At 36.7% G+C, this 23,642-nt stretch carries 25 protein-coding genes; 18 read left to right on the top strand and 7 right to left on the bottom strand.

Annotated features, from left to right (window positions below; all coding sequences use genetic code 11):
* Positions 1-55 precede the first annotated feature (55 nt).
* Positions 56-541, top strand: coding sequence for a TraR/DksA C4-type zinc finger protein (locus MHH81_RS18675; RefSeq protein ID WP_340924234.1), 486 nt, complete (start codon positions 56-58; stop codon positions 539-541).
* Positions 542-731: 190 nt separating this feature from the next.
* Positions 732-1,121: a thiol-disulfide oxidoreductase DCC family protein gene (locus tag MHH81_RS18670; RefSeq protein ID WP_340924230.1), complete on the top strand. Its 390-nt coding sequence runs from the start codon at positions 732-734 to the stop codon at positions 1,119-1,121.
* A gap of 124 nt (positions 1,122-1,245) precedes the next feature.
* On the opposite strand, the gene MHH81_RS18665 is transcribed toward MHH81_RS18670, so the two are convergent.
* Positions 1,246-1,620: a nucleotide excision repair endonuclease gene (locus tag MHH81_RS18665; protein WP_340924227.1), complete on the bottom strand. Its 375-nt coding sequence runs from the start codon at positions 1,618-1,620 to the stop codon at positions 1,246-1,248.
* A 141-nt stretch (positions 1,621-1,761) separates the two neighbouring features.
* Here MHH81_RS18665 and MHH81_RS18660 point away from each other — a divergent pair, with 141 nt between their 5' ends.
* The 7 genes from MHH81_RS18660 to MHH81_RS18630 all read left to right on the top strand — a co-directional run bounded on the left by MHH81_RS18660 (position 1,762) and on the right by MHH81_RS18630 (position 7,643).
* Positions 1,762-2,262: a DinB family protein gene (locus tag MHH81_RS18660; RefSeq protein WP_340924226.1), complete on the top strand. Its 501-nt coding sequence runs from the start codon at positions 1,762-1,764 to the stop codon at positions 2,260-2,262.
* A 64-nt stretch (positions 2,263-2,326) separates the two neighbouring features.
* Positions 2,327-3,277, top strand: a complete 951-nt coding sequence (locus MHH81_RS18655; protein WP_340924223.1) for a dipeptidase — start codon at positions 2,327-2,329, stop codon at positions 3,275-3,277.
* Positions 3,278-3,418: 141 nt separating this feature from the next.
* Positions 3,419-3,892: a hypothetical protein gene (locus MHH81_RS18650; RefSeq protein WP_340924220.1), complete on the top strand. Its 474-nt coding sequence runs from the start codon at positions 3,419-3,421 to the stop codon at positions 3,890-3,892.
* Positions 3,893-3,904: 12 nt separating this feature from the next.
* Complete coding sequence (locus MHH81_RS18645; RefSeq protein WP_340924218.1) at positions 3,905-4,282, top strand: DUF3221 domain-containing protein; 378 nt, start codon at positions 3,905-3,907, stop codon at positions 4,280-4,282.
* A gap of 326 nt (positions 4,283-4,608) precedes the next feature.
* Positions 4,609-5,781: an MFS transporter gene (locus MHH81_RS18640; RefSeq protein ID WP_340924216.1), complete on the top strand. Its 1,173-nt coding sequence runs from the start codon at positions 4,609-4,611 to the stop codon at positions 5,779-5,781.
* 156 nt (positions 5,782-5,937) lie between these two features.
* Entirely contained in the window at positions 5,938-6,960 is a 1,023-nt protein-coding gene (locus MHH81_RS18635) for a beta-carotene 15,15'-monooxygenase (RefSeq protein WP_340924214.1), read from the top strand.
* Between the two features lie 77 nt (positions 6,961-7,037).
* Positions 7,038-7,643: an alpha/beta hydrolase gene (locus MHH81_RS18630; RefSeq protein ID WP_340924211.1), complete on the top strand. Its 606-nt coding sequence runs from the start codon at positions 7,038-7,040 to the stop codon at positions 7,641-7,643.
* A gap of 211 nt (positions 7,644-7,854) precedes the next feature.
* On the opposite strand, the gene MHH81_RS18625 is transcribed toward MHH81_RS18630, so the two are convergent.
* A complete protein-coding gene (locus MHH81_RS18625) occupies positions 7,855-9,987 on the bottom strand; it encodes an MMPL family transporter (RefSeq protein WP_445678107.1) in 2,133 nt (710 codons plus the stop codon).
* A gap of 106 nt (positions 9,988-10,093) precedes the next feature.
* On the opposite strand from MHH81_RS18625, the gene MHH81_RS18620 reads away from it, so the two are divergent.
* Positions 10,094-10,723 (top strand): pentapeptide repeat-containing protein, encoded by a 630-nt coding sequence (locus tag MHH81_RS18620; RefSeq protein ID WP_340924208.1) that lies wholly within the window; start codon positions 10,094-10,096, stop codon positions 10,721-10,723.
* Positions 10,724-10,759: 36 nt separating this feature from the next.
* Here the strand turns inward: MHH81_RS18620 and MHH81_RS18615 are convergent, their stop codons facing one another.
* Together MHH81_RS18615 and MHH81_RS18610 are read right to left on the bottom strand one after the other, a co-directional pair.
* A complete protein-coding gene (locus MHH81_RS18615; protein ID WP_340924205.1) occupies positions 10,760-11,758 on the bottom strand; it encodes an inorganic phosphate transporter in 999 nt (332 codons plus the stop codon).
* Positions 11,759-11,770: 12 nt separating this feature from the next.
* Complete coding sequence (locus tag MHH81_RS18610) at positions 11,771-12,391, bottom strand: DUF47 domain-containing protein (protein WP_340924202.1); 621 nt, start codon at positions 12,389-12,391, stop codon at positions 11,771-11,773.
* Positions 12,392-12,697: 306 nt separating this feature from the next.
* Here MHH81_RS18610 and MHH81_RS18605 point away from each other — a divergent pair, with 306 nt between their 5' ends.
* The 5 genes from MHH81_RS18605 to MHH81_RS18585 all read left to right on the top strand — a co-directional run bounded on the left by MHH81_RS18605 (position 12,698) and on the right by MHH81_RS18585 (position 17,749).
* Entirely contained in the window at positions 12,698-13,207 is a 510-nt protein-coding gene (locus MHH81_RS18605; RefSeq protein ID WP_340924200.1) for a hypothetical protein, read from the top strand.
* 18 nt (positions 13,208-13,225) lie between these two features.
* Positions 13,226-14,743, top strand: coding sequence for a flotillin family protein (locus MHH81_RS18600; RefSeq protein ID WP_340924198.1), 1,518 nt, complete (start codon positions 13,226-13,228; stop codon positions 14,741-14,743).
* Positions 14,744-14,873: 130 nt separating this feature from the next.
* Positions 14,874-15,809 (top strand): HD-GYP domain-containing protein, encoded by a 936-nt coding sequence (locus MHH81_RS18595; RefSeq protein WP_340924196.1) that lies wholly within the window; start codon positions 14,874-14,876, stop codon positions 15,807-15,809.
* A gap of 51 nt (positions 15,810-15,860) precedes the next feature.
* Positions 15,861-17,237, top strand: a complete 1,377-nt coding sequence (gene fumC, locus MHH81_RS18590; RefSeq protein ID WP_340924194.1) for a class II fumarate hydratase — start codon at positions 15,861-15,863, stop codon at positions 17,235-17,237.
* A gap of 20 nt (positions 17,238-17,257) precedes the next feature.
* Positions 17,258-17,749: a PCYCGC motif-containing (lipo)protein gene (locus tag MHH81_RS18585; RefSeq protein WP_340924191.1), complete on the top strand. Its 492-nt coding sequence runs from the start codon at positions 17,258-17,260 to the stop codon at positions 17,747-17,749.
* A 365-nt stretch (positions 17,750-18,114) separates the two neighbouring features.
* Here the strand turns inward: MHH81_RS18585 and MHH81_RS18580 are convergent, their stop codons facing one another.
* Both MHH81_RS18580 and MHH81_RS18575 read right to left on the bottom strand, forming a co-directional pair.
* A complete protein-coding gene (locus MHH81_RS18580; RefSeq protein WP_340924187.1) occupies positions 18,115-18,993 on the bottom strand; it encodes a DUF3298 and DUF4163 domain-containing protein in 879 nt (292 codons plus the stop codon).
* The gene (locus MHH81_RS18575; RefSeq protein WP_340924184.1) at positions 18,990-19,487 is read right to left on the bottom strand and encodes a sigma-70 family RNA polymerase sigma factor; all 498 of its coding nucleotides are present in this window, start codon (positions 19,485-19,487) and stop codon (positions 18,990-18,992) included. The genes MHH81_RS18580 and MHH81_RS18575 overlap by 4 nt, the downstream gene beginning before the upstream one ends.
* 202 nt (positions 19,488-19,689) lie before the next feature.
* Here MHH81_RS18575 and MHH81_RS18570 point away from each other — a divergent pair, with 202 nt between their 5' ends.
* Positions 19,690-20,388, top strand: a complete 699-nt coding sequence (locus tag MHH81_RS18570; RefSeq protein ID WP_340924181.1) for an ABC transporter ATP-binding protein — start codon at positions 19,690-19,692, stop codon at positions 20,386-20,388.
* Positions 20,378-21,673 (top strand): ABC transporter permease, encoded by a 1,296-nt coding sequence (locus MHH81_RS18565; protein ID WP_340924178.1) that lies wholly within the window; start codon positions 20,378-20,380, stop codon positions 21,671-21,673. Before MHH81_RS18570 ends, MHH81_RS18565 begins: the two co-directional genes overlap by 11 nt.
* A 31-nt stretch (positions 21,674-21,704) precedes the next feature.
* Here the strand turns inward: MHH81_RS18565 and MHH81_RS18560 are convergent, their stop codons facing one another.
* A complete protein-coding gene (locus MHH81_RS18560; RefSeq protein WP_340924175.1) occupies positions 21,705-21,968 on the bottom strand; it encodes a hypothetical protein in 264 nt (87 codons plus the stop codon).
* 160 nt (positions 21,969-22,128) lie between these two features.
* Here MHH81_RS18560 and MHH81_RS18555 point away from each other — a divergent pair, with 160 nt between their 5' ends.
* Positions 22,129-23,520 (top strand): S-layer homology domain-containing protein, encoded by a 1,392-nt coding sequence (locus tag MHH81_RS18555; RefSeq protein ID WP_340924172.1) that lies wholly within the window; start codon positions 22,129-22,131, stop codon positions 23,518-23,520.
* Positions 23,521-23,642: the final 122 nt, after the last annotated feature.

The following is a 23,642-nucleotide window of genomic DNA, read 5'->3' as shown; positions in this document are numbered from 1 at the left end:
TTGTTTTATTTCGCTGAAATGTGGGAATCCTTATATTAATGAAGGAGGAATTCTTATGACGAAATACGACAAATTAAAAGATACGTTACAAAAGCGTTTAGATGAACTGGAACATAGTATAGAGAATGATGAAGAGTTTGAAACAACCGAGTTATCCAACTACGATAATCATCCTGCAGATAATGCAACCGATTTAGCGGATAAACATACACGACTAGCATTACGAAAACATTCTGAAGATGAGATAGAAGATATTAAAGACGCTTTAACAGCAATGGATAATGGCACATACGGCAAATGTACGGAATGTGGGGCAGAAATTCCTTTAGCTAGATTAGAAGCTGTGCCGAGTACATTAACTTGTGTGGAACATGCACACCAAGAGGTTGACGAGTCGATTCGTCCAGTGGAAGAATCTCTTTTAAATTCAACGACGGATCAACCAGTGGAGAATGAAGATTCTAGGCTTCGCGATTATTCAAACAGCTTCGAAATTTTAGAAGAAGTCGGTTCTTCTGATACACCTTCAGATAAACAGTAATTTGGATGTCCTTTAAGTTATTTTTGACTTTTAGGACGTCTTTTTTCTTATAAGCTCTGTTAAATTAGGTTGTTGTTTTTTAGAAGCATATATTTTGTACATAACATAATCGTTTAACAGCGCCTTTAATATAAGATAAGAATCAACAAATGATTCGTTCTGTAGTAAACTGGAAGAAAGGGGGATTCATATGACTGCAGTTGTTTTGTTTGACGGAGAATGTAACTTTTGCGATGCAAGTGTCCAGTTTATTATTGCAAGAGATCCACTTGGGTATTTTCATTTCGCAGCTTTGCAAAGTGAAATAGGGGAAGAGCTCCAAAAGAAGCATCAAATACCCGCAAATTTTGATGGCGTTTTGGTCATTGAAAACAATACAGTATATCATTCCTCTGATGCAGCATTGTACATTTGTAAGCATTTAAAAGGAATGTGGAAGGTTTTTTATATCTTCAAGATTGTCCCAAAGACATTCCGAAATGCCTTGTATAAAATTTTTGCTAAAAATAGATACAAGTGGTTTGGGAAAAAAGATAGCTGTATGATTCCATCACCAGAAGTCCGAAATCGATTCTTGTAAGAATCAAATGACTACTTTGTTTAGATTCCAAAAGATCTCATTAAGCCAAAGCACAACCCAAGCATTTTGGAAGTAGTGAAATAAAAAAATCCCATGTCACTAAGTAAGCGACAGGGATTTGTTCTTATTTAAAAAATGCTTTATCGATGTTATATTTTGCTTTTAAAGTATTAATTGCGTATGTTTCATAAATTTCACGATCCATTGCTTCTTCCACGATAGATACGCTGATTTTGTAAACTTCTTCACGATGTTTAATCATCGGTGAAACATTGTCTTCAAAATGCTTTTTAATACGTTGTCTAATTTTACGTGCTTTTCCTACGAATAATAGCTCATCATTTTTGTTGAAAAACATAAAGATGCCGCCTTTATCACGTGGGATTTGGTGGAAGTCAATAAATCCATAAATTGATGGGATTTCAAGATCACCTTCGTTGCGTACTTGTTCACGTTGGGTAATGGTTACAGTTGGTTTTGGTAATTCAATTTTAATCAATTCGCTCACGTCCTCTTATTGTCTATCCTGTAGTCTACCATATTTGTGGATTAATATCTATTCAGAAGAAAATTGTTGGAAAGCAGGATTCCACATATTAAATAACGAAATATAACTTATAATCTAAATGGAGGAATTAAAATGATTAGAAAACTAGAAGACTTTTTAACGAACTGGAAACATGAGAGTGATTCTACCTTTAAAATTTTTAATACATTAACAGATGAATCTTTAAAACAAAAAGTATATGAAGAAGGTAGAACATTAGGGAAACTTGCGTGGCATCTAGTTGTTACAATCGATGAAATGATTGGAAAAACAGGATTACAATTCTCTGCAACTCCTCATGACGCACCTCAACCAGCAACTGCTCAAGAAATGGCAGAAGCTTATATAGAGTCTAGTAATGCGATGGTTCAAGCAATAAAGGAACAATGGACGGACGAAACACTTCTAGAAGAAAAAGATATGTATGGTCAAATGTGGACGGTTGCAAATATTCTACACATTCTAACATCCCATCAAACACATCATAGAGGACAGATAACTGTACTTATGCGTCAAGCAGGATTAACTGTTCCAGGAATGTATGGACCGTCGAGAGAAGAATGGTTGGCTTTTTCTGGAGAAGCACCTGAATAATGTTTAAGATTGAACCGGACACTCTTTGATAAGGGTACCGGTTTTATTTGAGGAGGACAAAAATTTGAAAGTATATGATTTGCATTGTGATGTACTGTACAAATTAGCTAGAGCAGAGTCTCCATTATCTTTTACGAATTCTCCCTTGTTACAAGCAAATAAAATCGCTTTAGAAGCAGGAGAAGTGGCTCTTCAATTGTTTGCAGTGTTTGTTTCGGAGGGCTTTCCGAAAGAAAAGCTATTTCTAGAGGCTATGCGTCAGATCGAGTTTTTTCATACAGAGATTGTAGGGAAGCATGAAAATGTTGTTGCGATTTACGAGTGGGAACAGCTTGAAACATTAAAAGAGGGACAAATTGGGGCTGTATTATCCTTAGAAGGTTTAGATATGATTGACGGAGATATGCTAAGGCTTAAGTTTTTATTAGCTCATGGCGTAAAATTAGTGGGGCTAACATGGAATGGAGCAAATGAGGTGGCAGATGGTGCTTCGGAGATTTCTGGTACTGGCTTAACCTCTTTTGGAGAAGAAGTAGTAGAGTTTTTGAACGAACAAAATATTATTATTGATGTCTCTCATTTGAGTGAAAAGTCTTTTTGGGATGTGCTGCCGAAAGCAAAGTGGCTGATGGCAAGCCATTCGAATGCACGTGCAATATGTGATTCATCAAGAAATTTAACAGATAAACAAATAAAAGCATTAATCGAAAAAGATTCTCCTATTCATGTCGTGTACTATCCACAGTTTATTAACCATATTAAAAAGCCTGTAGAAATTCAAGACTTAGTGGAGCATATTGATCATATCACTTCTCTTGGGGGGAAACATCTGATAGGATTGGGTTCAGACTTTGATGGAATCGGAGAGTTTATCACAGGACTTGAGGATGCTTCTAAAACGCAAAACTTAGTGAAGCAGCTAATAAAGACCTATTCTACGAAAGAAGTAGAAGGATTTACAGCGCAAAATTTTGGACGATTTGTAAAGCGAATTAGCAAGGAGGAACAAAATTGAGTGGCTTACCAGAATGGTTTTTTGCAGTTGCGATTGCAGTAGTTATTTGCTTCATCATTGTTTCTGAATGGTGGACTCGAAGAGGGTAGAGAGTATGGTATACTAGACAAATGAAAAACAACGTAAAGAAAGAGGAATCACATGCTAACATTTGAAGAAAAAGAAGCAATTATTCAAGAATTTCCAGAGTTAACTCGTAAAGAAGTATCCCTGAAACGAGTGAATTACCATTATGAAAAGAGTTTATATGAAAAAACAACGGTGATTTATCATCTTCATCCAAATGGGAACGGGTTTGTATATGTTGGAGATCTTCCACAATATGAAGAAGCTGATGACAAAGGGCTTTTGAATATCCGTGAAGCTTCTGCTGATGAATTAAGAAAATTGGTTAAAGACTCAATTGCTTATTTAGCTACAGAGGAAGAAGAACTTGTAGATGAAGAGATTGAAGAAGAGTGGAAAAACAAAGAAGATTCGAAGCTAACATTATTACAAGAGGATACGTTATGGAATATCTATCATGGCTACAACCTAGAAGAAAGCTTTGGTTCATATGATGAAGCAAAGGCATATCTATTAGCAGAAGGTTTCCGCCGAGTTGGTATAAGATAAGGAGGTTCCAGTATGAGAGGGAAATACACTGTAGGAATAATTTTAGCAGTTCTCTTCATTGCTATTGGAGCCACGTTTTATTTTATTATGCAGTTTTTCGAAGACAACCCAACCCAAGCTAAGCCGACTGGCTACATTACAGGTCTTATTGTAGATATGGACGATAACGGAAGTATTTTAGTCGTGAGTGATTTGACGGTAGAGGAAGCAAAAGACCTTTCAGTCCAAGAAGCAATTGACACCGGAAAAGAGGCGACTTGGTTTTCATTGACGATGGATCAACGGAATAAGTTAGAGCTTTATGATGAAGTAAAAGTAGGGTATGAATCACTTGCAGAGTCTTATCCAATGCAAGGAACAGCAAAAACACTTGAAAAACTAAATGAATAATAATAAAGGAACCGAAGTAACGGGATAACTCATTCTTGTTACTTCGGTTCTTTTCATTTAAGCTCTGTTAAACGATCATGTTATTATGGACGAAAATCTGCTTGCCTTCCACAGGAGTCTTGCTGATCTTCGTCACAAAATATATTCTTCTAAAAACAACAGCCTCATTTACCGGAACCAACATTTTATCTATGAATACTCTATTATTTGTGTAACGTAAGAATTAGTTAGATTTTTTGGAGTAATAGTCATCAGATTGTTGTTAAGAGCGTAAAACCATGTTACTCTGTTCCAAGCATGTTAGTTTTTTGAATAGGAGTAGTTATATGACAAGCGATCAAAGAAAGAAATTGTTTATACTGATGATCAATATGTTTATTGCAGTGGCGAGTTTTGGGATTATCATTCCGATTCTGCCTGCTTATCTAAAATCAATTGGGCAAGGCGGGACTGCTGCTGGGCTTATGATAGCGATATTTGCCGGAGCGCAGCTAGTAATGTCGCCCATTGGAGGGAAATGGGCAGATAAATACGGAAGAAGAATCATGATTATTGCAGGTCTAAGTGGGCTCGCCTTATCTATGTTTGTTTTTTATCTCTCCGATACGGTCAGTATTTTATATATATCACGTGTAATAGGTGGTGTTGGAGCAGCATTATTAATTCCCGCTATCTTTGCTTATGTAGCAGATATTACGACAATGGACCAACGTGCAAAAGGAAATAGTTATATTTCTGCTTCGATGTCACTTGGTATTGTTATTGGTCCCGGTATTGGTGGATTTTTAGCAGAGTACGGATTGAAAATGCCGCTCCTTATTTCGGCCATTGTAGGAGTTGCGGCTGTAATCTTTTCGACGTTCTTACTAAAGGAAAGTAAACCGGAAGACAGTCTAGTTACTGAAACTAAACCAGAGCCAATGGTAAAAGAGATCGTTCAATCATTTAAGAAGCCATATTTTATCCCGCTAGTGATTACACTAGTGATGAGTTTTGGTTTAATGGCGTATGAATCGGTTCTTGGACTGTTTGTAGATAATCAATTTGGAGCGTCTCCACAAGACATCGCTTTGATGGTTACAGCTACTGGAATTGTCAGTGTAATTGTGCAGCTATTTGCTGTTGATTGGGCTGTTCGTCGATTCGGCGAAGCAAATGTATTAAGAATATTTTTAGGTGTCGCAGCTTTTGGATTTTTACTTTCCATTGTAGTTTCTAGCTATACATTTTTCTTTGCGATTACAATGATTATCTTCCTATCCACTTCTATTTTACGCCCTGTGCTTACGACGCTAATATCGAAGTTAGCAGGGAAGGAACAAGGATTTGCCATGGGAATGAATAATGCTTATATGAGTATTGGAAATGTATTAGGCCCATTACTTGCCGGATTATTATATGATGTGCATATTATTTATCCGTTTATTTTAGGATTAATTATCCTGGTTATTACGATGATTGGGTCGATAATGTGGAAGGGTACGAAGAATATAATATAAAAAATGGGGTTGCTCATAAAAGTCGGTGTACATTGATTTTTGTGAACAGCCCTTTATTTATTTGTCACAGTTTTATCGAATTTTTCAGAATGTTATACTGGCGTCTTAAAAATACAGAAAGTTATAATAGAAGTATGAATTAAGAAGGGAGAATTTATGATGGTATACCGTAAAACGCGTGTAGCCAATTTAGCTATTGCTTTTCTTCTTCTAGTACTTGTAACTAATTTTCTTTTGTATCAATCAAGCGTTCCAGACTTTTTATCTCTTCAAGTAACAAGTGGTGCAGCGATTGGCTCCCTAATAGACTTAGCAATTATAGCACCACTCCTCTTTTATGCTGCATTTAAAATCTCTGTTAAACAAACGATCGGACTAATGGTCGCTGGGTTAGTAATTGCTCGGTTTTTAATTCCATCCGAATTGTTTGCACCTTTTGCAGGAATCCTTTATGCAGGAATTGCAGTGGAGGTTTTACTGGTACTAGCAGAACTTGGGTTGTTATTTTTAGTCATTTGGAAAGTCCCGCTAATTCGTAAACAAATGACAGAAATGAATGAGGGCGCTATATACAGTCTGCTTCCTTCCGTAGAAAAAGTAGTTACGAAAAATGTTTTTATTCGAATTGTCATGTCCGAATTTCTAATGATGTATTATGCGTTTTTTACTTGGAAAAAGAAAGCACCGAGCCACGCTGGTGTAGTAACCATGCATGTAAAGACTAGTGCTGTAGCGTTCAACATAATGCTGATCCACGGAATTGTGATTGAAACAATTGGTCTTCATTGGTGGCTGCATGAAAAATCAATCGTCCTATCAATTATTCTACTTATTTTTAATATATACTCGGTCTTTTTCTTTCTAGCAGATATTCAAATTACTAGACTGCACCCATTAGAAATAAAGAATGGTAAACTCTACATTACAAAGGGTCTTACAGCTCGAATGGTTGTTCCACTCAACATGTTGAAAGAAGTAGAGTGGGGTGCGGCACTTCCAAGTAAAGATACACTACAATTTATGTACCGAGATTTTGAAGATGTAGTACCACAAGCGATTATCCATTTACAAGAACCAATAGAAGCAACGATATTTATGGGAATGAAAAAAAGTGTAACAGAATTTGCTATTCGTGTGGATGAACCTCAGAAATTGAAAGAACTCCTTACAAATAGTTAAGTCCTCTTTAATTGACCTAGAAAATGATTCACGTTATAATTATCTCAAATTCAAGATAATTAAAAGGGAGTTTTAACATGAAGCATGTTTTTTATAAAGGCCAAGATTCAACACGCCCAACATTATTGCTTTTACATGGCACAGGTGGGAATGAGCATGATTTAGTAGGATTGGGTAAAGAAATAGACGGGGCAGCGAATATTTTAAGTGTTCGTGGAAACGTATTAGAGAACGGAATGCCTCGTTTCTTTAAACGTCTGGCTGAAGGTGTATTTGATATGGAAGATTTGAAGTTCCGAACAGAAGAATTGAAAAATTTCATTGATGAAGCGGCAGAGAATTATGAGTTTGATCGCGATAATGTAGTAGCCATTGGTTATTCTAACGGTGCAAATATTGCTGGAAATCTTTTATTCGAATATGAGTATGTATTAAAAGGTGCGATTTTACATCACCCAATGGTTCCGAGACGTGGTGTGGAAATCCCTGCACTTTCAGGGTCCCCAGTATTCATTGGAGCTGGGAAAAATGATTTCATGTGCCCTGCTGCAGAATCTGAGGAATTGCGTGATTTACTACAAAACGCTGGAGCAGAAGTAGAGTTGTTTTGGCATGCATTCGGTCATCAGTTAACGCAAGATGAAGTGCAAGCAGCAAAAGACTGGTACAAAAAGAAATTTTGATAATTGGGATATCCAATAAGTCGAGGAATAGCCGACTTATTGGATATTTTTTGATATCGGATAATAAACTCGCAAAATCGGATAATAAATAGGAATAATCGGATAATAAGGATCAAAAATCGGATGAAAAGGGACGATAATCGGATGATTCCCTCGAAGTGAATAACAAAACAGCCAAGCAGAATATCAGTTCTACTTGGCTGTTCTCTATTTAATGCCATTTACTTGCTTTATATGGTCCTTTTCTAAACGGCATCCACCAATTCCATTTGCCGAGTAGCTTCATTAGGCTTGGAACTAATAACAATCGAATAATGGATGCATCAATAGCAACTGCAATAGCAATGCCGATACCAATTTGCTTCACGGGCATCACATCTGTAAACGCAAAAGCCCCTGTAATCACAATCATAATCAACGCTGCTGAAGTAATGATCTTACTTGTAGAGGTAAGTCCATCAATCGTTGCGGCCGTATTATCTAGATGCTTCGAATATTCTTCTTGAATACGAGATATTAAGAACACCTCATAGTCCATACTTAATCCGAATACTAAGCTAAATACAATGACCGGTATGATCAACGCAATTGTCGTTTCCTCTATTCCAAAATGTCCATATTGAAAAATGTACACAAGTATACCAAAAGTAGAAGCAAGCCCAATCACATTCATCATAATTGCCTTCAAAGGTATTAAAATGGAACGGAACGCAATCATTAGAATAACGAAAGTGGAGCCCAAAATGATTGCTAACAATAAGCCTACTTTATTAAAGATTTCATCGAAAATTTCTTGATTAAATTTCGGTTGGCCACCAACCAAAATCTCAACACCTACATCTTTTTCCGACCATTCCCGAGCCCAATCTTGTGCTTCAGTAGAAGAACCATTTAAATTAAGTGTCACTGGAACTAGCAATTTATCTCCCTGCACGAACGATTCCATTAAAGGTGTTAGCTGAGCTTTTACTTCAGGAACTTGCATGCTCTGCTCCCATTGTTCGACAGAAGAAATTTTACTGGCAGTAAAAATGCTGTTAACCGTATCCACATCTTTATCGGCTAATAATTGTGCCTCTAATTTTTTTATTTCTTCCAGGCCTTCTGTATTGTCCCAACCATCTTTTCGTTCTGCAATAATATATACAGTCGATTTTTCTCCTAACCCAAACTCTTTGTCCATTAATTCATAAGCTTGACGAGAATCGTACGTAATTGGTAATGAATCTACTTGCGGAATAGCTAGTTCCATATCTTTAATAGGGATAATCCCAATTCCTAAAATAATAAGTGCCACAACAATTAATGTCACAGGTCGTTTCATCACAAATGCGGCAAAGTTTCTCCATCTAGTAGTACCACCTGGTTTTACACGTAGAATAGTCCATTTATTAATACGATCTTTCAATATAAGAAGGATAGATGGCAATAACGTGATAGACGCTAGCACAGCCATGAACACGACAAGCATACCACCGAGTGCAATGTTTTGGAAAATCTCCACTTTCATGACAAGCATGGCACCTAGTCCGATAAATACACAAATTGCAGAGAAAATAATAGAACGTCCTGCAGTTTGAATAGCTGTTGAAACAGCCTCGTGTACGGATTGCTTCAAAAGCTCTTCTTTATAACGGTTGATCAGAAGTAGGGCAAAATCGATACTTAGCGCAAGGCCAAGCATGGGAACAATATTCATGACGAATATGGATAAATCCATCGTACTACTAAACAATGTCATCAACCCAAATGTAGAGACAACTGTTACAACTCCAACTAGTAGGGGAACAAAAGCAGCTACCACACTTCCAAAAGCAAGTAAAAGTACAATAACTGCTATGGGTAAACCGATTGTCTCAGCATTTACTAGATCTTTTTGACTTGCGCTATTAATGTCTTTATTAATTGCAGCACCGCCAGTTAATATGACTCCTTTTTCGTTATCAATTGTTTCACGTAACGTATCTACAACACCTGGCATATCCTTTGTATCGCCATTAAAATGCAACATGGCGTATGCTATATGATCTTTATATAGAGAAGGATCATCCAAAGGGGATTGAATGGATTCAGCAATATTTAGTCGCTCAATGTTTGCTAAAGTCTTTTCTATTGTGTCATCTGTTGTTTGGTCAAACACTACGAATAATGTTTCAGCTGGGAGATCAAATGTGTCTGTTAGCTCTGCCATCACTTGTTGATGCTCGCCATCTACTTTAAAACCGTCCCCTTCCAATAAACTAGGTAAACGAATAGCAAAAACGGCTAAAACAATGAACAATATTAGCCAAGCAAGAAGTATTGCTTTATAATAACGCATCACTATATTAGATAAAACCTTCACGATATTCCTCCTTAAGTGAAACCTATTTATATTGTAAAGGAAAAAGGAGTTAACATACTAATATAATGCTAGAATGGAATCATGATAAAATGGGGGGGAATACACAATGAAAATAACGGCACCTAAACTATCCAGCTCTTTAATGGAACTAAATATTAGTGAGGCACTTCTAGAAGACAATTTCGTTTCTGGAGGAATCGTGACATCTTTACATTTAGACGAAGAACAAGAGGATAAAATTATGTTTGACCAAATACATTTTCAAAATATTTCAATGGAAGGGGTTCGTTTTCATCAAGTTGAATTTATTGATTGTTTGTTTGAAAAATGTGATTTGTCTAACGTAGATTTTGGAGATGCTGTGTTTCACCGAGTAGAAATCCGTGGGTCGAAGTTGTTAGGTACAAATATTTCTCAAAGTAGACTAACAGAGGTGAAAATAGAAGACTCTGTTGCAAATTATGTAAATATGAGCTTTTCTAAACTCAAAAAAGTAGCGTTTAAACAAGTAACATTAAATCGTTCTGATTTCATCGAAGCTACTTTTGACAAAGTCAGTTTGGAAAAGTGTGAGCTAGATGGCGCAAACTTCACTGAAACCCCTTTAAAAGGAATAGATTTAAGCACCAACACATATGAGCAAATCACGGTTTCTCTGGACCAACTCACAGACTGTAAAGTATCTACCGAGCAAGCGATTGGCTTTGCAAAATCTTTAGGATTAATCATAGAATAATAAAACCCCTTGTCCAAAAGACAAGGGGTTTGCTATTTAAAAGAATAAGTTAAGTACTTGGAAGATGACTCCTGCAACTAAAGCAGAAATTGGTAAAGTAATAATCCATGTCAACACGATTTTTTTAGCTACTCCCCATTTCACACCTTTCACACGTTGTGCTGATCCAACCCCCATAATTGCGGAAGAAATAACATGTGTAGTGGAAACTGGTAAATGAATGGTTGTAGCACCAAAAATAATCATGGCAGATGATAAATCCGCTGCAGCTCCGTTGATAGGACGAATCTTCATGATTTTACCGCCAACTGTTTTAATGATTTTATAACCGCCAATGGAAGTACCTAGTCCCATTGCAGTTGCAGCAGCAATACGTACCCATAACTGAATGTCGTCAGTAGCTTGCAATTGTGCTGCAATTAACGCCATTGTGATAATTCCCATGGCCTTTTGTGCGTCGTTTGTACCGTGAGTAAATGATTGGAGTGCCGCAGTACCAATCTGGAATATTCTAAAGCGCTTATTTGTTCCGTATAAGCTACCGTTTTTAAAGACTATCTTAAATAGAGACATCATTAAGAATCCGACAGCAAATGCTAAAAATGGAGAGATGATTAGCGCTTGAATTATTTTAATGAATCCTTCCCAGTTTAATACGGAAAAACCAGCAGCAGATACAGCAGCACCGGCAATAGATCCGATTAGTGTATGTGAAGAACTGGAAGGAATTCCATAATACCAAGTGGCTAAGTTCCAAATAATAGCGGAAAGAAGGGCAGCTAGAATAATAAGCGATCCATTTTGTAATGTAAAAGGATCAACAATATCCTTTGTAATAGTTTTAGCGACTCCAGTAAAAGTTAGAGCCCCTACAAAGTTCATAGTTGCAGCCATTAATACAGCTACTCTTGGTTTTAAAGCTCTTGTAGATACAGAAGTAGCAATTGCATTAGCCGTATCATGAAACCCATTGATAAAGTCGAATACAAGGGCAAAAATTACTACTAGAATCGTTAGAATTAGAATAGAATCCATAATTACGAACTCCTATGCATTTCGCATGATAATTGTTTCAAGCGTATTGGCTACGTTTTGACAATAATCTGCGATGTCTTCTAATTGTTCATATATGTCTTTAAATTGAATAATGCGAATTGGATCTTTTTCGTTTAAAAATAATTGCTTGATAGATGAACGAAGAACTTCATCACATTTACGTTCATATTCTTTAATTAGAATGGAATGTTCATGCATTTTTAGAAGTTTTTTCTGTGAAAGAAGTACCATTGCCTTCACGATTTCATCTGTGCTCTTTACAATATATCCCAAGAATGTGCGCATTGATTCATCAATTTCGATTAGCGAAAACATTTCTAAATGAGCAGTAAAATTGTCGATGCCATCTAAGATATCATCCATGCGAATTGCTAGTTGAAGTATATCTTCCCGTTCGATTGGTGTCATAAAAGATTTATTTAACATAACGATTAATTCATGAATTAATGAATCTCCCGCCGTTTCATAATTTTTTAAATGAACACTAATTTCCTTTAAATCTGAAACAGTATTAATACGGAAGTCATCTGCATAATGAGCGCCATCACGTACGTTTTCTGCAATTTTTAATAAGGACAAGAAAAATGGATCTGGTTTTTTTGAACTAATCATAAAAGCCTCCTGGACTCTGAGAAATGTTTTTCATCGTTTTTCCTCAAATAGCATAACAAAAAAAATACAAAATCTACACACTTTTTACTCTAAAATTACGAAATTTACAATCCTGTAACATTTAACCCTAAAATAAGGATAGAAATTAGCTAAATTAGGGAGAATTATGTCGATATTTATCGAAAATTGAAACAACAATGTCGTTTTTAATAGAAAAACCTTCAATTATCTAAAAAAACAAAAAATATGAAACTTTCTAACTGAGTAACCGTATATATAGGTAGATGCAAAATAAGGAGTAAAGGGGTGAGAAAAATCGAGCAAATCTTTTTGTATGGATTAATAGTCATTGGGTTAATTACAATTTTATATGTGTTGTTTGCGGATGCGATAGAAGGAATAGATACAGGGATTTTAAATCCGACAACAATTCTTTCCTTCTTATTATTTATATGTGCCTCCGGTTTTATACTTCTTAAGTCAACAAATTGGAATGAGCAAATAGTGATTATAGTAGCACTTATTATTTCCAGTCTATTAACATTTTTACTATATTTCTTTGTACTTATTCCAATGGCTTCTGCAGAAGTTTCGACAGCATACACAAATGAGTCGCTACAAGGTCAAGTTGGAAGAGTGATTGTCCCAATACCTACAAATGGTTTTGGAGAAATTGTGATTGAGACAGTAAATGGACTTATTTCAAAAAGAGCTGCTGGTTACGATAATGAAGAAATTGACTATGACAAGCAAGTTCTGATTATTGATATCGATAATGGCACTTTTTTAGTGAAAGAATATGTACCTTTAACATAAATTATAGGGGGTTTGACCATGGGAATGGAAATGTGGATCGTTATTGGGATTGTAGCATTTGTTTTAATAGCTATATTAGCAGTGTATGTAACTAAATACAGAACAGTGGGACCAGATGAGGCACTTATCGTTACTGGTAGTTACTTGGGGTCGAATAATGTACATACTGACGACTCAGGAAACCGTATTAAAATTATTCGGGGTGGAGGTACTTTTGTATTTCCAGTATTTCAACAAGGAGAACCACTAAGTCTTTTGTCTAGTAAATTAGAAGTTACTACTCCAGAAGTTTATACCGAGCAAGGTGTCCCGGTAATGGCAGACGGAACGGCGATTATTAAAATTGGCGGTTCTATTTCCGAAATTGCCACTGCAGCAGAGCAATTTTTAGGGAAGTCCAAGCAAGACCGGGAGAACGAGGCGAAAGAAGTATTAGAAGGTCACCTACGTTCCATTTTAGGATCTATGACAGTAGAAGAGATTTATAAAAATCGAGATAAGTTCTCTCAGGAAGTACAACGTGTAGCTTCTCAAGACTTGGCTAAAATGGGATTAATCATCGTTTCCTTTACAATTAAGGATGTTCGTGATAAAAACGGATACTTAGATTCACTAGGAAAGCCGAGAATCGCACAAGTAAAACGTGATGCAGACATTGCAACAGCAGAATCAGAAAAAGAAACACGTATTAAACGCGCAGAAGCTTCTAAAGACGCACAACGAGCGGAAATTGAGCGAGCAACTGAAATTGCAGAAGCAGAAAAGGACAATCAGTTGAAGGTTGCCGAATATCGCCGTGAGTCTGATATCGCCAAAGCACGTGCTGACCAAGCATATGAACTGGAAACTGCACGCTCGAAACAAGAAGTAATGGAACAAGAAATGCAAATTCGAATTATTGAACGTCAAAAGCAAATTGAACTGGAAGAAAAAGAGATATTACGTCGTGAAAAGCAATACGATTCCGAAGTGAAGAAAAAAGCAGATGCAGATCGTTATGCAATCGAACAAAATGCAGCAGCGGCGAAGTCTCGTGAAATTGCCGAAGCAGACGCAGAAAAGTATCGAATTGAAGCAAAAGCAAAGGCTGATGCGGAAAAAGTACGTTTAGATGGGCTGGCAAAAGCGGATGCTCAGAGAGCGCAAGGGGAATCAGAAGCTGAAATTATACGCCTAAAAGGTCTGGCGGAAGCGGAAGCAAAACGTAAAATTGCAGAAGCATTTGAACTGTACGGTCAAGCTGCAGTATTAGACATGGTTGTTCGTATGCTTCCTGAGTATGCAAAACAAATTGCAAGCCCACTTTCCAATATCGACAAAATTACAGTGGTGGATACTGGAGGAGGAGAAGGTGGAGGAGCAAACAAAGTAACCTCGTATGCAACAAACCTGATGTCTACTTTACAGGAAACGCTAAAAGCATCTTCAGGAATTGATGTCAAAGAAATGCTTGAAAACTACGCAGGGAAAGGGAATATTCGTCCGAGCATTGATCAATTAACAGAGGAAGTAAGAAAAGGTATCAGCGTACCATAAATAAACATAAGAAAAAAGGTAGCCAAATTAATCCATTTGGGCTACCTTTTTAGGTTTAATTGTAATTACCTTAAGAGTTGTATATTATAAGAATATTATGTGTAATGCATTTAAAATGTATGGAGGACAAATGATACTTACAAAAGAGCAGGTACAGGACATAAAGAAAAAGCACTATTTACCTAGAGTTGTGACAGATCAAACGATAACTTCTTATATTGGAAGTGCAAATAATATTTCTTATTCTCTTTATACATTGCTTCCTAAAAGTACTTCATGGATTTATTATAATCCAAATGATTACATAGATTATTGTGAACGTTATACGGTTCTCAGTGGGAAATTACAAGTTGAATGGCCGAGTGGCATGGATGTCCTATATCCAGGTGATTACATTGATGCAAAAGTATATAATGCTTTATTAACCTGCTATGCAAAAGAAGAAGTGGAGATATTACTAGAAATGACAACTCCCTTTTTTGAGCGAGATTTTACAGAGCGGGAAATTATTCATCATGATGCAAAGAAAATACAAGAAGTAGATGGTTACACATATCATCATTGCGCACGAATTAGAGATTACTCGATTGGACTATGGAAAAGAATGAAGCCTCTGGGTGAGGGAGTTTCTACCTTAAGTACTGGCTCCTATTTTCATGACATTGGCAAGCTTGCAATTCCAATTGATATATTAAATAAAGTAGGAAAACTTACAGAAGATGAATGGAAAATCATTAAAATGCATACAACCTTAGGTGCTGAAATGATGCGAAATCATGAAATTGAAAAAATTCGTCGCGCCGCTTTTATTGTAGAAGAACATCATGAACGATATGATGGAAAAGGATATCCATATGGACTAAAGGGGGAAGAAATTTCATTAGAAGCTTCCATTGTTTCTGTTGTAGATGCTTTTGATGCGATGACAACTAATCGAGTGTATAGAGGTGCAATGAAGATTGAAAATGCTATCCATGAAATAAAAGGTGGAAGAGGCACTCAATTCAATCCGAAAATAGTGGATGAGTTTTTGAAAATGCTAGAAGAACAAAACAACGAGTGGTAATAATAAACTTGCTGGCAAAGCCAGACAATAAATAAAAAGGAGCAAGGAAATATGTCGTATCGTATTGAGTATGATTCTATGGGAGAAATTAAAGTTCCGCAAGATAGTCTTTGGGGAGCGCAGACACAAAGATCAAAAGAAAACTTTAAAATCGGAAAAGAAAAAATGCCAATTGGCGTAGTTCATGGACTTGCCCTATTAAAAAAATCTGCAGCTATTGTTAGTCATTCTCTTGGCAATCTATCTGAAGCAAAAAAAGATGCAATCTCCGCCGCAGCGGATGAAATTTTAGCAGGTAAGTTAGATGCACACTTCCCGCTAGTCGTTTGGCAAACTGGTAGTGGTACACAATCCAATATGAATGTAAATGAAGTAATCGCACATCGTGGCAATCAAATCCTTGATGAAAAGGGAAGTGAAGAGCGTCTACATCCAAACGATGATGTAAATAAATCACAAAGCTCAAATGATACATTTCCAACAGCACTTCATATTGCAGGAGTACTTGCAGTAGAAAAGCAACTATTACCAGCAATCGATGTGCTAAAGGGAACGCTTGGAAGTAAATCGGAACAATTCATGGATATCGTGAAAATCGGTCGTACGCATTTGCAAGATGCAACACCTCTTTCACTTGGACAAGAGTTTAGCGGATGGCATAGAATGCTTGAAAAATCGGCAAAGATGATTTCGCAAAGTGTGCAAGACATGAAGGAACTTGCAATTGGTGGGACGGCAGTTGGAACAGGCCTGAATGCGCCAAAAGGATTTGGTGATTTAGTTGCAGCTGAGATTTCTAATGCATTAGGGATTGAATTTACTTCAGCTAAAAACAAGTTCCATTCCTTAACAAGCTATGACGACGTCGTGTACGTGCATGGAGCAGTAAAGGCACTTGCCGCAGATCTAATGAAGATCGCAAATGATGTTCGTTTACTTGCAAGTGGTCCCCGTTCCGGTATAGGAGAAATCTCGATTCCAGAAAACGAACCAGGAAGTTCTATCATGCCAGGTAAAGTGAACCCAACACAAAGTGAGGCAATGACAATGGTCGTAGCTCAAGTGATGGGGAATGATGCAACGATTAGTTTTGCAGCAAGCCAAGGGAATTATCAATTGAATGTATTTAAACCAGTAATCATTCATAATTTCCTTCAGTCTGTTGGTTTACTAAGTGATTCGATTATCAGCTTTAATAATAACTGTGCTATTGGAATTGAACCAAATCTAGAAACAATTAAACATCATGTGAACAACTCGCTAATGCTCGTAACTGCATTAAATCCATATATTGGATATGAAAATGCAGCGAAGATTGCAAAACATGCACATAAAAATGGAACAACATTGAAGGAAGCAGCTGTCTCACTCGATTTACTAACTGCTGAAAAGTTCGATGAAATCGTACGACCAGAGAAAATGATCTAATTCGAAGAGGAAGTATAAAAATGAAAAAATTAATATTTATATTGGTAAGTGCTTTACTTGTACTTTCTGCATGTGGAAAAGAAGCTACTAAAGAAAATCACGAAGGACATAATGACCATACTGAACATATAGAAAATGGGGACATACAAGAGACAACGGTATCAGCAGATGTATTGCCAGCATTTTTAGACAATCAATCCGAGGATATGAAACTTGTCTACCAAGTATCTGCAAAAGCACAAGATGTGCTGAAATGGATGCCTTGTTATTGTGGTTGCGGAGATAGTGCTGGGCATATGAGTAACTTTAACTGCTTCGTTCATGAGATTAAAGAGAATGGTGAAGTTGTTTGGGATGACCACGGAACTCGCTGCGCGGCTTGTTTAGAAACTGCTGTTATGGCAATCAACATGACACAACAAGGCAAGTCCCTTAAAGAAGTTCGCAATGCTATTGATGAAGCATTTAAAGAAGGCTATGCAGCACCAACGGATACGCCAATGCCGTCATAAAAAAAGGGGGTTGTCCAATAAGCCCAAAAATTGAAGCAGGTGTAGAAAAAGGAGTCTTTTTCTACACCTGTTTTTTGTAGGCAATTGATTGTAGTGGAAGACGGCGACTCCAGCGGGAATAGCAAATGTTTTCTGCACCGAAAGCGTCCGTCTGGAACGGAAATCAATAAATTAGAAAAAGGACCATCTCTCAGTCATTATATGACTTTAGGGACAGCCCCTTTTTTATGGGGGAATAATCCTGAAGGCGACAAACTGCACATCGAGCGCAACAAAAGATAGCATGAACGCGGGCGAATAACCCGTCCAAAACGACATATCAACAAAAAGAAGCCCTCTGACTACAAACGTCAAAGGGAAATAACTTATTTTATATAATAATCACTAATTAAATGAGACTTAATCACTTCGGTTGGAATCTCAAATGTAACGACGCCCATATAACCAGGAGCGACTTCGTATTTATCAAAAGAAATTGTCAGCTTGTGATCTTTTGTAATAGAGAAAGTTTGATCTGGACGGATAGCTTCGAATTCGAAACCTATTCCTTCCTTATCATCGATCCAATATGTTTTATCAGAATCATTTGCCATTTGTTTTGCCATGTCATCTTTTAAATACGTAGAGATAGCTTCGATATAAGCATCATCTTTAAACAAACTAGGCAATGTAATTAATATTTCATTTTTCTTATCGATCGTATCTGTACGCATTGTAGTAGAAGATGACCCAACTGTATTTACTTCATAACGACTAATAGAAAGAATATCCTCTGTATCCGTCACGACTTCATACGTAGATGCTACTCCAAGGTGGCCACCACCTGCTTCCTTCAATTCTTCCATATCTTTTTGGAAATCTTTGTAAAGTGCTTCGTTTTCAGCTGTATATTTTTCATTTAGCCTATTTTCTAATTCTTTGTTATCTAATCCTGTTACACTTGGTATTTTTAGATCTGCGTTATAACTGTCTTCTGCAATTTTAATCTCTTGTATTGTCACAACTTGAACAATTGAACCAAGCACCGGTACAGAAGAAAGTGATTGTGCTAGTGCAGGACTTACATTCACACTTGCGATGAATAGGGATGCTGCAGCTGCCACACCGATTCCCCATTGTTTAAAAGGTGCATTTTTTATATGTTTTCTTCTTGCCTCTTGAATAGACTTTTCTACTACACTTTGTAACTCACTTGGAATTTCAATATCATCATACTGTTTTTTTGCATTTTTTAACCTCTTCATGCCTCCACCTTCTCTTCCATTTTTATTCGCAGTTTTCGAAGCGCTGCGTATAACCTCGTTTTGATCGTATTGGTGTTTTCGTTTTGAATTTCAGCAATTTCATCGATTTTTAAATCCTCGAAATAACGTAGGACGATTATGGTTTTATAAGGCTCTTTCAAATGATCGATTGCCTCATATAGGTCATAGTTTTTTTCAACATCTCTTTGTTCTGGCATGAACGAATGAAGTACATCATCGTCCATTACTTGCATGCGTCCATGCTTTTTGATGAAATCTAATGAAGTATTAATGACTATTCGATAAAGCCAAGTTTTCAAATAACCGATTTCATTTAAATAATCAATGGACTTCAATGCTTTAAAAATACTCTCTTGTACAATATCGAGTGCGTTTTCTTTATTTTTCACATAGCTGTATGCAAGTCGATATAATGTATTTTGATTTTCAATTATATAGTTTTCAACTAGTTGATATTTTTCCTTTTTAGTCATGACATGGGTATGCTCCTTTTTTCTTTACCGTATCGCGATTACGTAACACTTATTTGACGGACAGTCTTCGTGGAAAGTTTGCATAAATAAAAATATTATTTTGCTATGTTAGTTTCTTAAGAAATTCTTCATTTTTATCCTTCCAAAATGTTAAGAAACTATGGTTACACTATGAAAGTAGTAAAACGGAAGGAGAAAATAAATGATACAAGTTCAGAACGTCAATCATACATTTTCAATAGGAAAAAAAGGAAAAGAAAAGAAAGTGCCTGTTTTAAAAGGATTAAATTTTGAAGTTGAAAAAGGTGAAATTGTTGCAATTGTAGGGAAAAGCGGTTCTGGTAAGTCGACGTTACTTCATACCATAGCAGGATTTATGAGCCCGGAACAAGGCTCTATTACAGTGAATGGCCAAGAAACTGCTTATTTAAACGAAACCGAAAGAGCGAAGTTCAGACTCAATAATTTTGGGTTCATATTTCAAAATTTTCAACTCATGCCAGGTCTCACGGCATTTGAAAATGTAGAACTGCCATTGAAATTAAAAGGAGTATCTTCGAAGAAAAGAAAAGCTAGTGTGAATCAGTTACTGATGAAGGTAGGATTAGCCGAAGTTGCAGACCATTATCCGAACGAATTATCAGGCGGACAACAACAAAGAGTTAGTATTGCACGAGCACTAATTACGAATCCACCTATTCTTTTTGCGGACGAGCCAACTGGAAGCTTAGATTCGGAAACAGAGCAAGATATTTTGTTATTGATTCAAGACCTCAATCAATCTCTTGGAGTAACGTTTGTCATGATTACGCATGATGAAGAAGTTGCTAGTATCGCACATCGAAAGTTCCGAATGCACGATGGAGAACTAGTGAAAGGAGATGCAGGATATGTTATTTAAAGACCAAGTAGATTTTGTACGTCAACATATTAAGAAAAACAAATTACGTGTGTTTATGACGGTGCTAGCTGCAACAATGGGGTGTGCATTTTTAATCGTACTTGCTTCGATTGGATTTGGCATACAGGACACGATGCGGAAAGAAATATTAGAAGATCAAGCCATTACCGAAGTGGAAGTTTATACAAATGGTGGGGAAGAACTCGATATTTCCGAAATTGGAGCAGTCGAGCATGTAAATGCAATTGTGCAAAGAACAAGTATGGACGCAATGGCAGTTTCTCAAATAGAGAATCGTTCGCTTGAAGGGAATATGCTACTTACTAACTTTGCAGAAGAAGAAAAATCAAATCTTAAACTATCCGAAGGGCGTATGCCTAAAAAGGATAATGAAATCGTTGTAGGCTACCAGTTTGCAGAAAACTTATTAACGGATGCGGAACGTAAAGAAATGGAGCAAAGTACGGAAGAAGATGCTAAACCTATAGGGGGTTACAAAGAATCTTTAATCGGGAAAAAAGTTTCCATGTCTCTTCAATCTTACGAATCGGAAGATGCTTTCTCAGAAACATGGGATTTCACAATTGTAGGGGTAACGGAGAAACCGGCAAAGGATTGGTTTGTCGATACGAATATGTTGTTAGACGAATCATGGAAGGGCAAGTTTCAAGAAGTGTACGAGGCGAATGTGGAGGGGGAGAATACTGACTTATTCTACTCTAGCGCAAAAATCTATACTTCTAGCTTAGAACATGTTAAATCGGTAACGGAAGAGTTAAAAGAAATGGGGTATAGTGTGTATTCTGTTTCAGAACAATTAGAGCAGCTCGATGTCTTTTTCATGGCATTTAAAATCGGACTTATCTTTGTGGGAACGATCGCCGTGTTGATATCATCAATTGGTATTTTTAATACAATGACAATGGCGGTAACAGAAAGAACTCGTGAAATCGGTGTGATGAAAGCGATAGGAGCTAGTCCTAAACTGATCCAACGTTTGTTTTTGATGGAAAGTGCATGGATTGGTATTATCGGTACAGTGCTTGCAGTTATCATTTCGTATGCAGTGAGTTTCCTGGCGAACTGCATATTACCGATGGTAGTGGGAGCGGCACTAAATGAGGATGAATTCCAAGATTTATCGATTACCTTTTCCTTAATCCCTTGGCAGCTTGTTGTTATTGCATCTGTAATAAGCATTGGGGTTGCGATGATTTCCGGATGGAGGCCAGCGCGGAAAGCAACGAAAATTGATGTAATTCAGGCATTACGCCAAGAACTATAAAAGAAAGGTCGTCCCAATTGGAGACGACCTTTTAGTTTGCAATTGTAAAATAGGCGATAAATAGAACAAACACAACAAGTGCATTTAGTAGATTATACTTCGTTCTCGAAATTACTTGATCAAATTTCCCCGATTTATTAATAAATGTAATTCCTAAGAAAGTAATAAGAATTGCTAATAACAAAGCGGATATTGGGAGCATTTTATATATCTTTACATCAATGAAATGCACAATGATGATAGCAATAGACATCGCTACACCATAAGCTACTTTTTTCAGTGTCGGTTCTTTCATATCTTTCAACTCCAATCCACTTGCAAAATCGTAATTTAAGCATACTAAAAGAAGTGTTAGATTGTAAGTCATTCCATTAGATTGCACAGCCAAAACATCACTTGATTAACCGGAAGTAATCAGATATGGTATTATTTACTAAAAATGAGGAGGTAATAATGTGAAGAGATTTACAATCATGCTAGTTGTATTATTGCTGATGTTTACAGGAATGCCTATTACAAAAGCGGAAACAGAATACCCGCCTTATCAGGATCCTGTCCCCTTTTCAGATTTGAAGGGACTGAGTGGGGATATTATGTTTTTGTATAAAAAGAATATTATCGGCGGCTATCCAGATGGTACCTTTAAACCAAATGAGCCTATTACGCGTGGACAGGTTGCTGCGATGTTAGTAAAAGCATTCAATATCACGTTGAACGATAACCCAACTGTGGAGTTTAAAGACCTTTCGAATGCATCGAATTATTATCTGATCATGGCGACGATTAATGAAAAAGGCTTCATTCGTGGAGAGAATGGGTATATTCGCCCTGGTGAAAAAACGACAAGAGCACAAATGGCGGCAATCTTGCGTAGAGCTTTAGATTTACCGTTGGATGATCAGCCAACATTTGTCGATGTATCCCCAGCACATTGGGCTTATGGAGATATAAATAGTTTAGCAAAAAATCTGATTGGAGGGGGTTACCAGGACGGAACGTTCAAACCAGGCAATCCAGTAACACGGTCACAATTCTCTTCCTTCCTAGCTCGAGCTATCGACGATAAAATGAAACTGGCAGGTTACCATTCGGCTGTCAGCCAAAAAGGCGTGGAAATCCAACGAGCAGGTTGGTTATATACAATAAAGAATAACCAGCTTGTTAAGAATAATCTATCGACAAAAGAAGAGATTGTATTACTTTCACAAGATGATTTCAAAGGTATTGGTGGGTCCACTATGCATAGGCTTAGAGATGGCTTTCCAATCATTTTATATAATAATGAAATTTACATTTCTTATTGGAATGATAGTGGAATAAAAAATGGATTACCTACAATGTACGGGCTTATGGCAACACCAATAACGGGTGGAGAGTATCGAAACATAGGTCAAAAATATAGGGATATTAAGATGTATGGGATTCAGAGCAACAGTATTCGGAATGTAACTATTCAAAACTTTTCTATCTACTTCACGGTAGAGAAAAAAGAGCGTCATTTCGATAAAAGCTTTGATGAGAATGTAAAAATTGATGATACTTTAGTTCTTTATTCTGCTGACCAAAATGGTTCTGGAGTAAAGAAAGTATACGAGTTCGAAGCTCGTGTGGCTTTCGATGAAATAAAGGGATCCAATATGAAACCGGCAATAAGCCAAAATAATAAATCAGTTAAATATGACCCGATGAATATGTACTATTTTAATAATAAAGGTGTTTTTAAATACAGTTTGCTTAATGGGAAAACAACTAGAATGTCTACTATCCAGGCAAAGGAAATGACAGTAACCGATACAACGGTAGAAATTGTTGATACAAAAGGAAAGAAATACATGTTAAAGAAATGAATGTGTCTTTAAAAAAACACCTAACTTTATAAGAAATAAATAGTAACAAAAACGACAAGGAGAGTATAAAGCCTTGTCGTTTTTTGTTTTGGAAAGTCATAGATATAACAATACAATTGAAT

The organism is Psychrobacillus sp. FSL H8-0484, assembly GCF_038005325.1.
In the GTDB taxonomy this organism is placed as follows: domain Bacteria; phylum Bacillota; class Bacilli; order Bacillales_A; family Planococcaceae; genus Psychrobacillus.
Note: the sequence above shows the minus strand (reverse complement) of the source record. Positions and strands in the feature narration are given on the sequence as shown.

What these genes read in the sequence shown, in the direction of transcription:
- MHH81_RS18675 (WP_340924234.1), top strand. Translation starts at nt 56, where the DNA reads ATGACGAAATACGACAAATTAAAAGATACGTTACAAAAGCGTTTAGAT.
- MHH81_RS18670 (WP_340924230.1), top strand. Translation starts at nt 732, where the DNA reads ATGACTGCAGTTGTTTTGTTTGACGGAGAATGTAACTTTTGCGATGCA.
- MHH81_RS18660 (WP_340924226.1), top strand. Translation starts at nt 1,762, where the DNA reads ATGATTAGAAAACTAGAAGACTTTTTAACGAACTGGAAACATGAGAGT.
- MHH81_RS18650 (WP_340924220.1), top strand. Translation starts at nt 3,419, where the DNA reads ATGCTAACATTTGAAGAAAAAGAAGCAATTATTCAAGAATTTCCAGAG.
- MHH81_RS18645 (WP_340924218.1), top strand. Translation starts at nt 3,905, where the DNA reads ATGAGAGGGAAATACACTGTAGGAATAATTTTAGCAGTTCTCTTCATT.
- MHH81_RS18640 (WP_340924216.1), top strand. Translation starts at nt 4,609, where the DNA reads ATGACAAGCGATCAAAGAAAGAAATTGTTTATACTGATGATCAATATG.
- MHH81_RS18635 (WP_340924214.1), top strand. Translation starts at nt 5,938, where the DNA reads ATGATGGTATACCGTAAAACGCGTGTAGCCAATTTAGCTATTGCTTTT.
- MHH81_RS18630 (WP_340924211.1), top strand. Translation starts at nt 7,038, where the DNA reads ATGAAGCATGTTTTTTATAAAGGCCAAGATTCAACACGCCCAACATTA.
- MHH81_RS18620 (WP_340924208.1), top strand. Translation starts at nt 10,094, where the DNA reads ATGAAAATAACGGCACCTAAACTATCCAGCTCTTTAATGGAACTAAAT.
- MHH81_RS18615 (WP_340924205.1), bottom strand. Translation starts at nt 11,758, where the DNA reads ATGGATTCTATTCTAATTCTAACGATTCTAGTAGTAATTTTTGCCCTT.
- MHH81_RS18610 (WP_340924202.1), bottom strand. Translation starts at nt 12,391, where the DNA reads ATGATTAGTTCAAAAAAACCAGATCCATTTTTCTTGTCCTTATTAAAA.
- MHH81_RS18600 (WP_340924198.1), top strand. Translation starts at nt 13,226, where the DNA reads ATGGGAATGGAAATGTGGATCGTTATTGGGATTGTAGCATTTGTTTTA.
- MHH81_RS18595 (WP_340924196.1), top strand. Translation starts at nt 14,874, where the DNA reads ATGATACTTACAAAAGAGCAGGTACAGGACATAAAGAAAAAGCACTAT.
- fumC (WP_340924194.1), top strand. Translation starts at nt 15,861, where the DNA reads ATGTCGTATCGTATTGAGTATGATTCTATGGGAGAAATTAAAGTTCCG.
- MHH81_RS18585 (WP_340924191.1), top strand. Translation starts at nt 17,258, where the DNA reads ATGAAAAAATTAATATTTATATTGGTAAGTGCTTTACTTGTACTTTCT.
- MHH81_RS18580 (WP_340924187.1), bottom strand. Translation starts at nt 18,993, where the DNA reads ATGAAGAGGTTAAAAAATGCAAAAAAACAGTATGATGATATTGAAATT.
- MHH81_RS18575 (WP_340924184.1), bottom strand. Translation starts at nt 19,487, where the DNA reads ATGACTAAAAAGGAAAAATATCAACTAGTTGAAAACTATATAATTGAA.
- MHH81_RS18570 (WP_340924181.1), top strand. Translation starts at nt 19,690, where the DNA reads ATGATACAAGTTCAGAACGTCAATCATACATTTTCAATAGGAAAAAAA.
- MHH81_RS18565 (WP_340924178.1), top strand. Translation starts at nt 20,378, where the DNA reads ATGTTATTTAAAGACCAAGTAGATTTTGTACGTCAACATATTAAGAAA.
- MHH81_RS18560 (WP_340924175.1), bottom strand. Translation starts at nt 21,968, where the DNA reads ATGAAAGAACCGACACTGAAAAAAGTAGCTTATGGTGTAGCGATGTCT.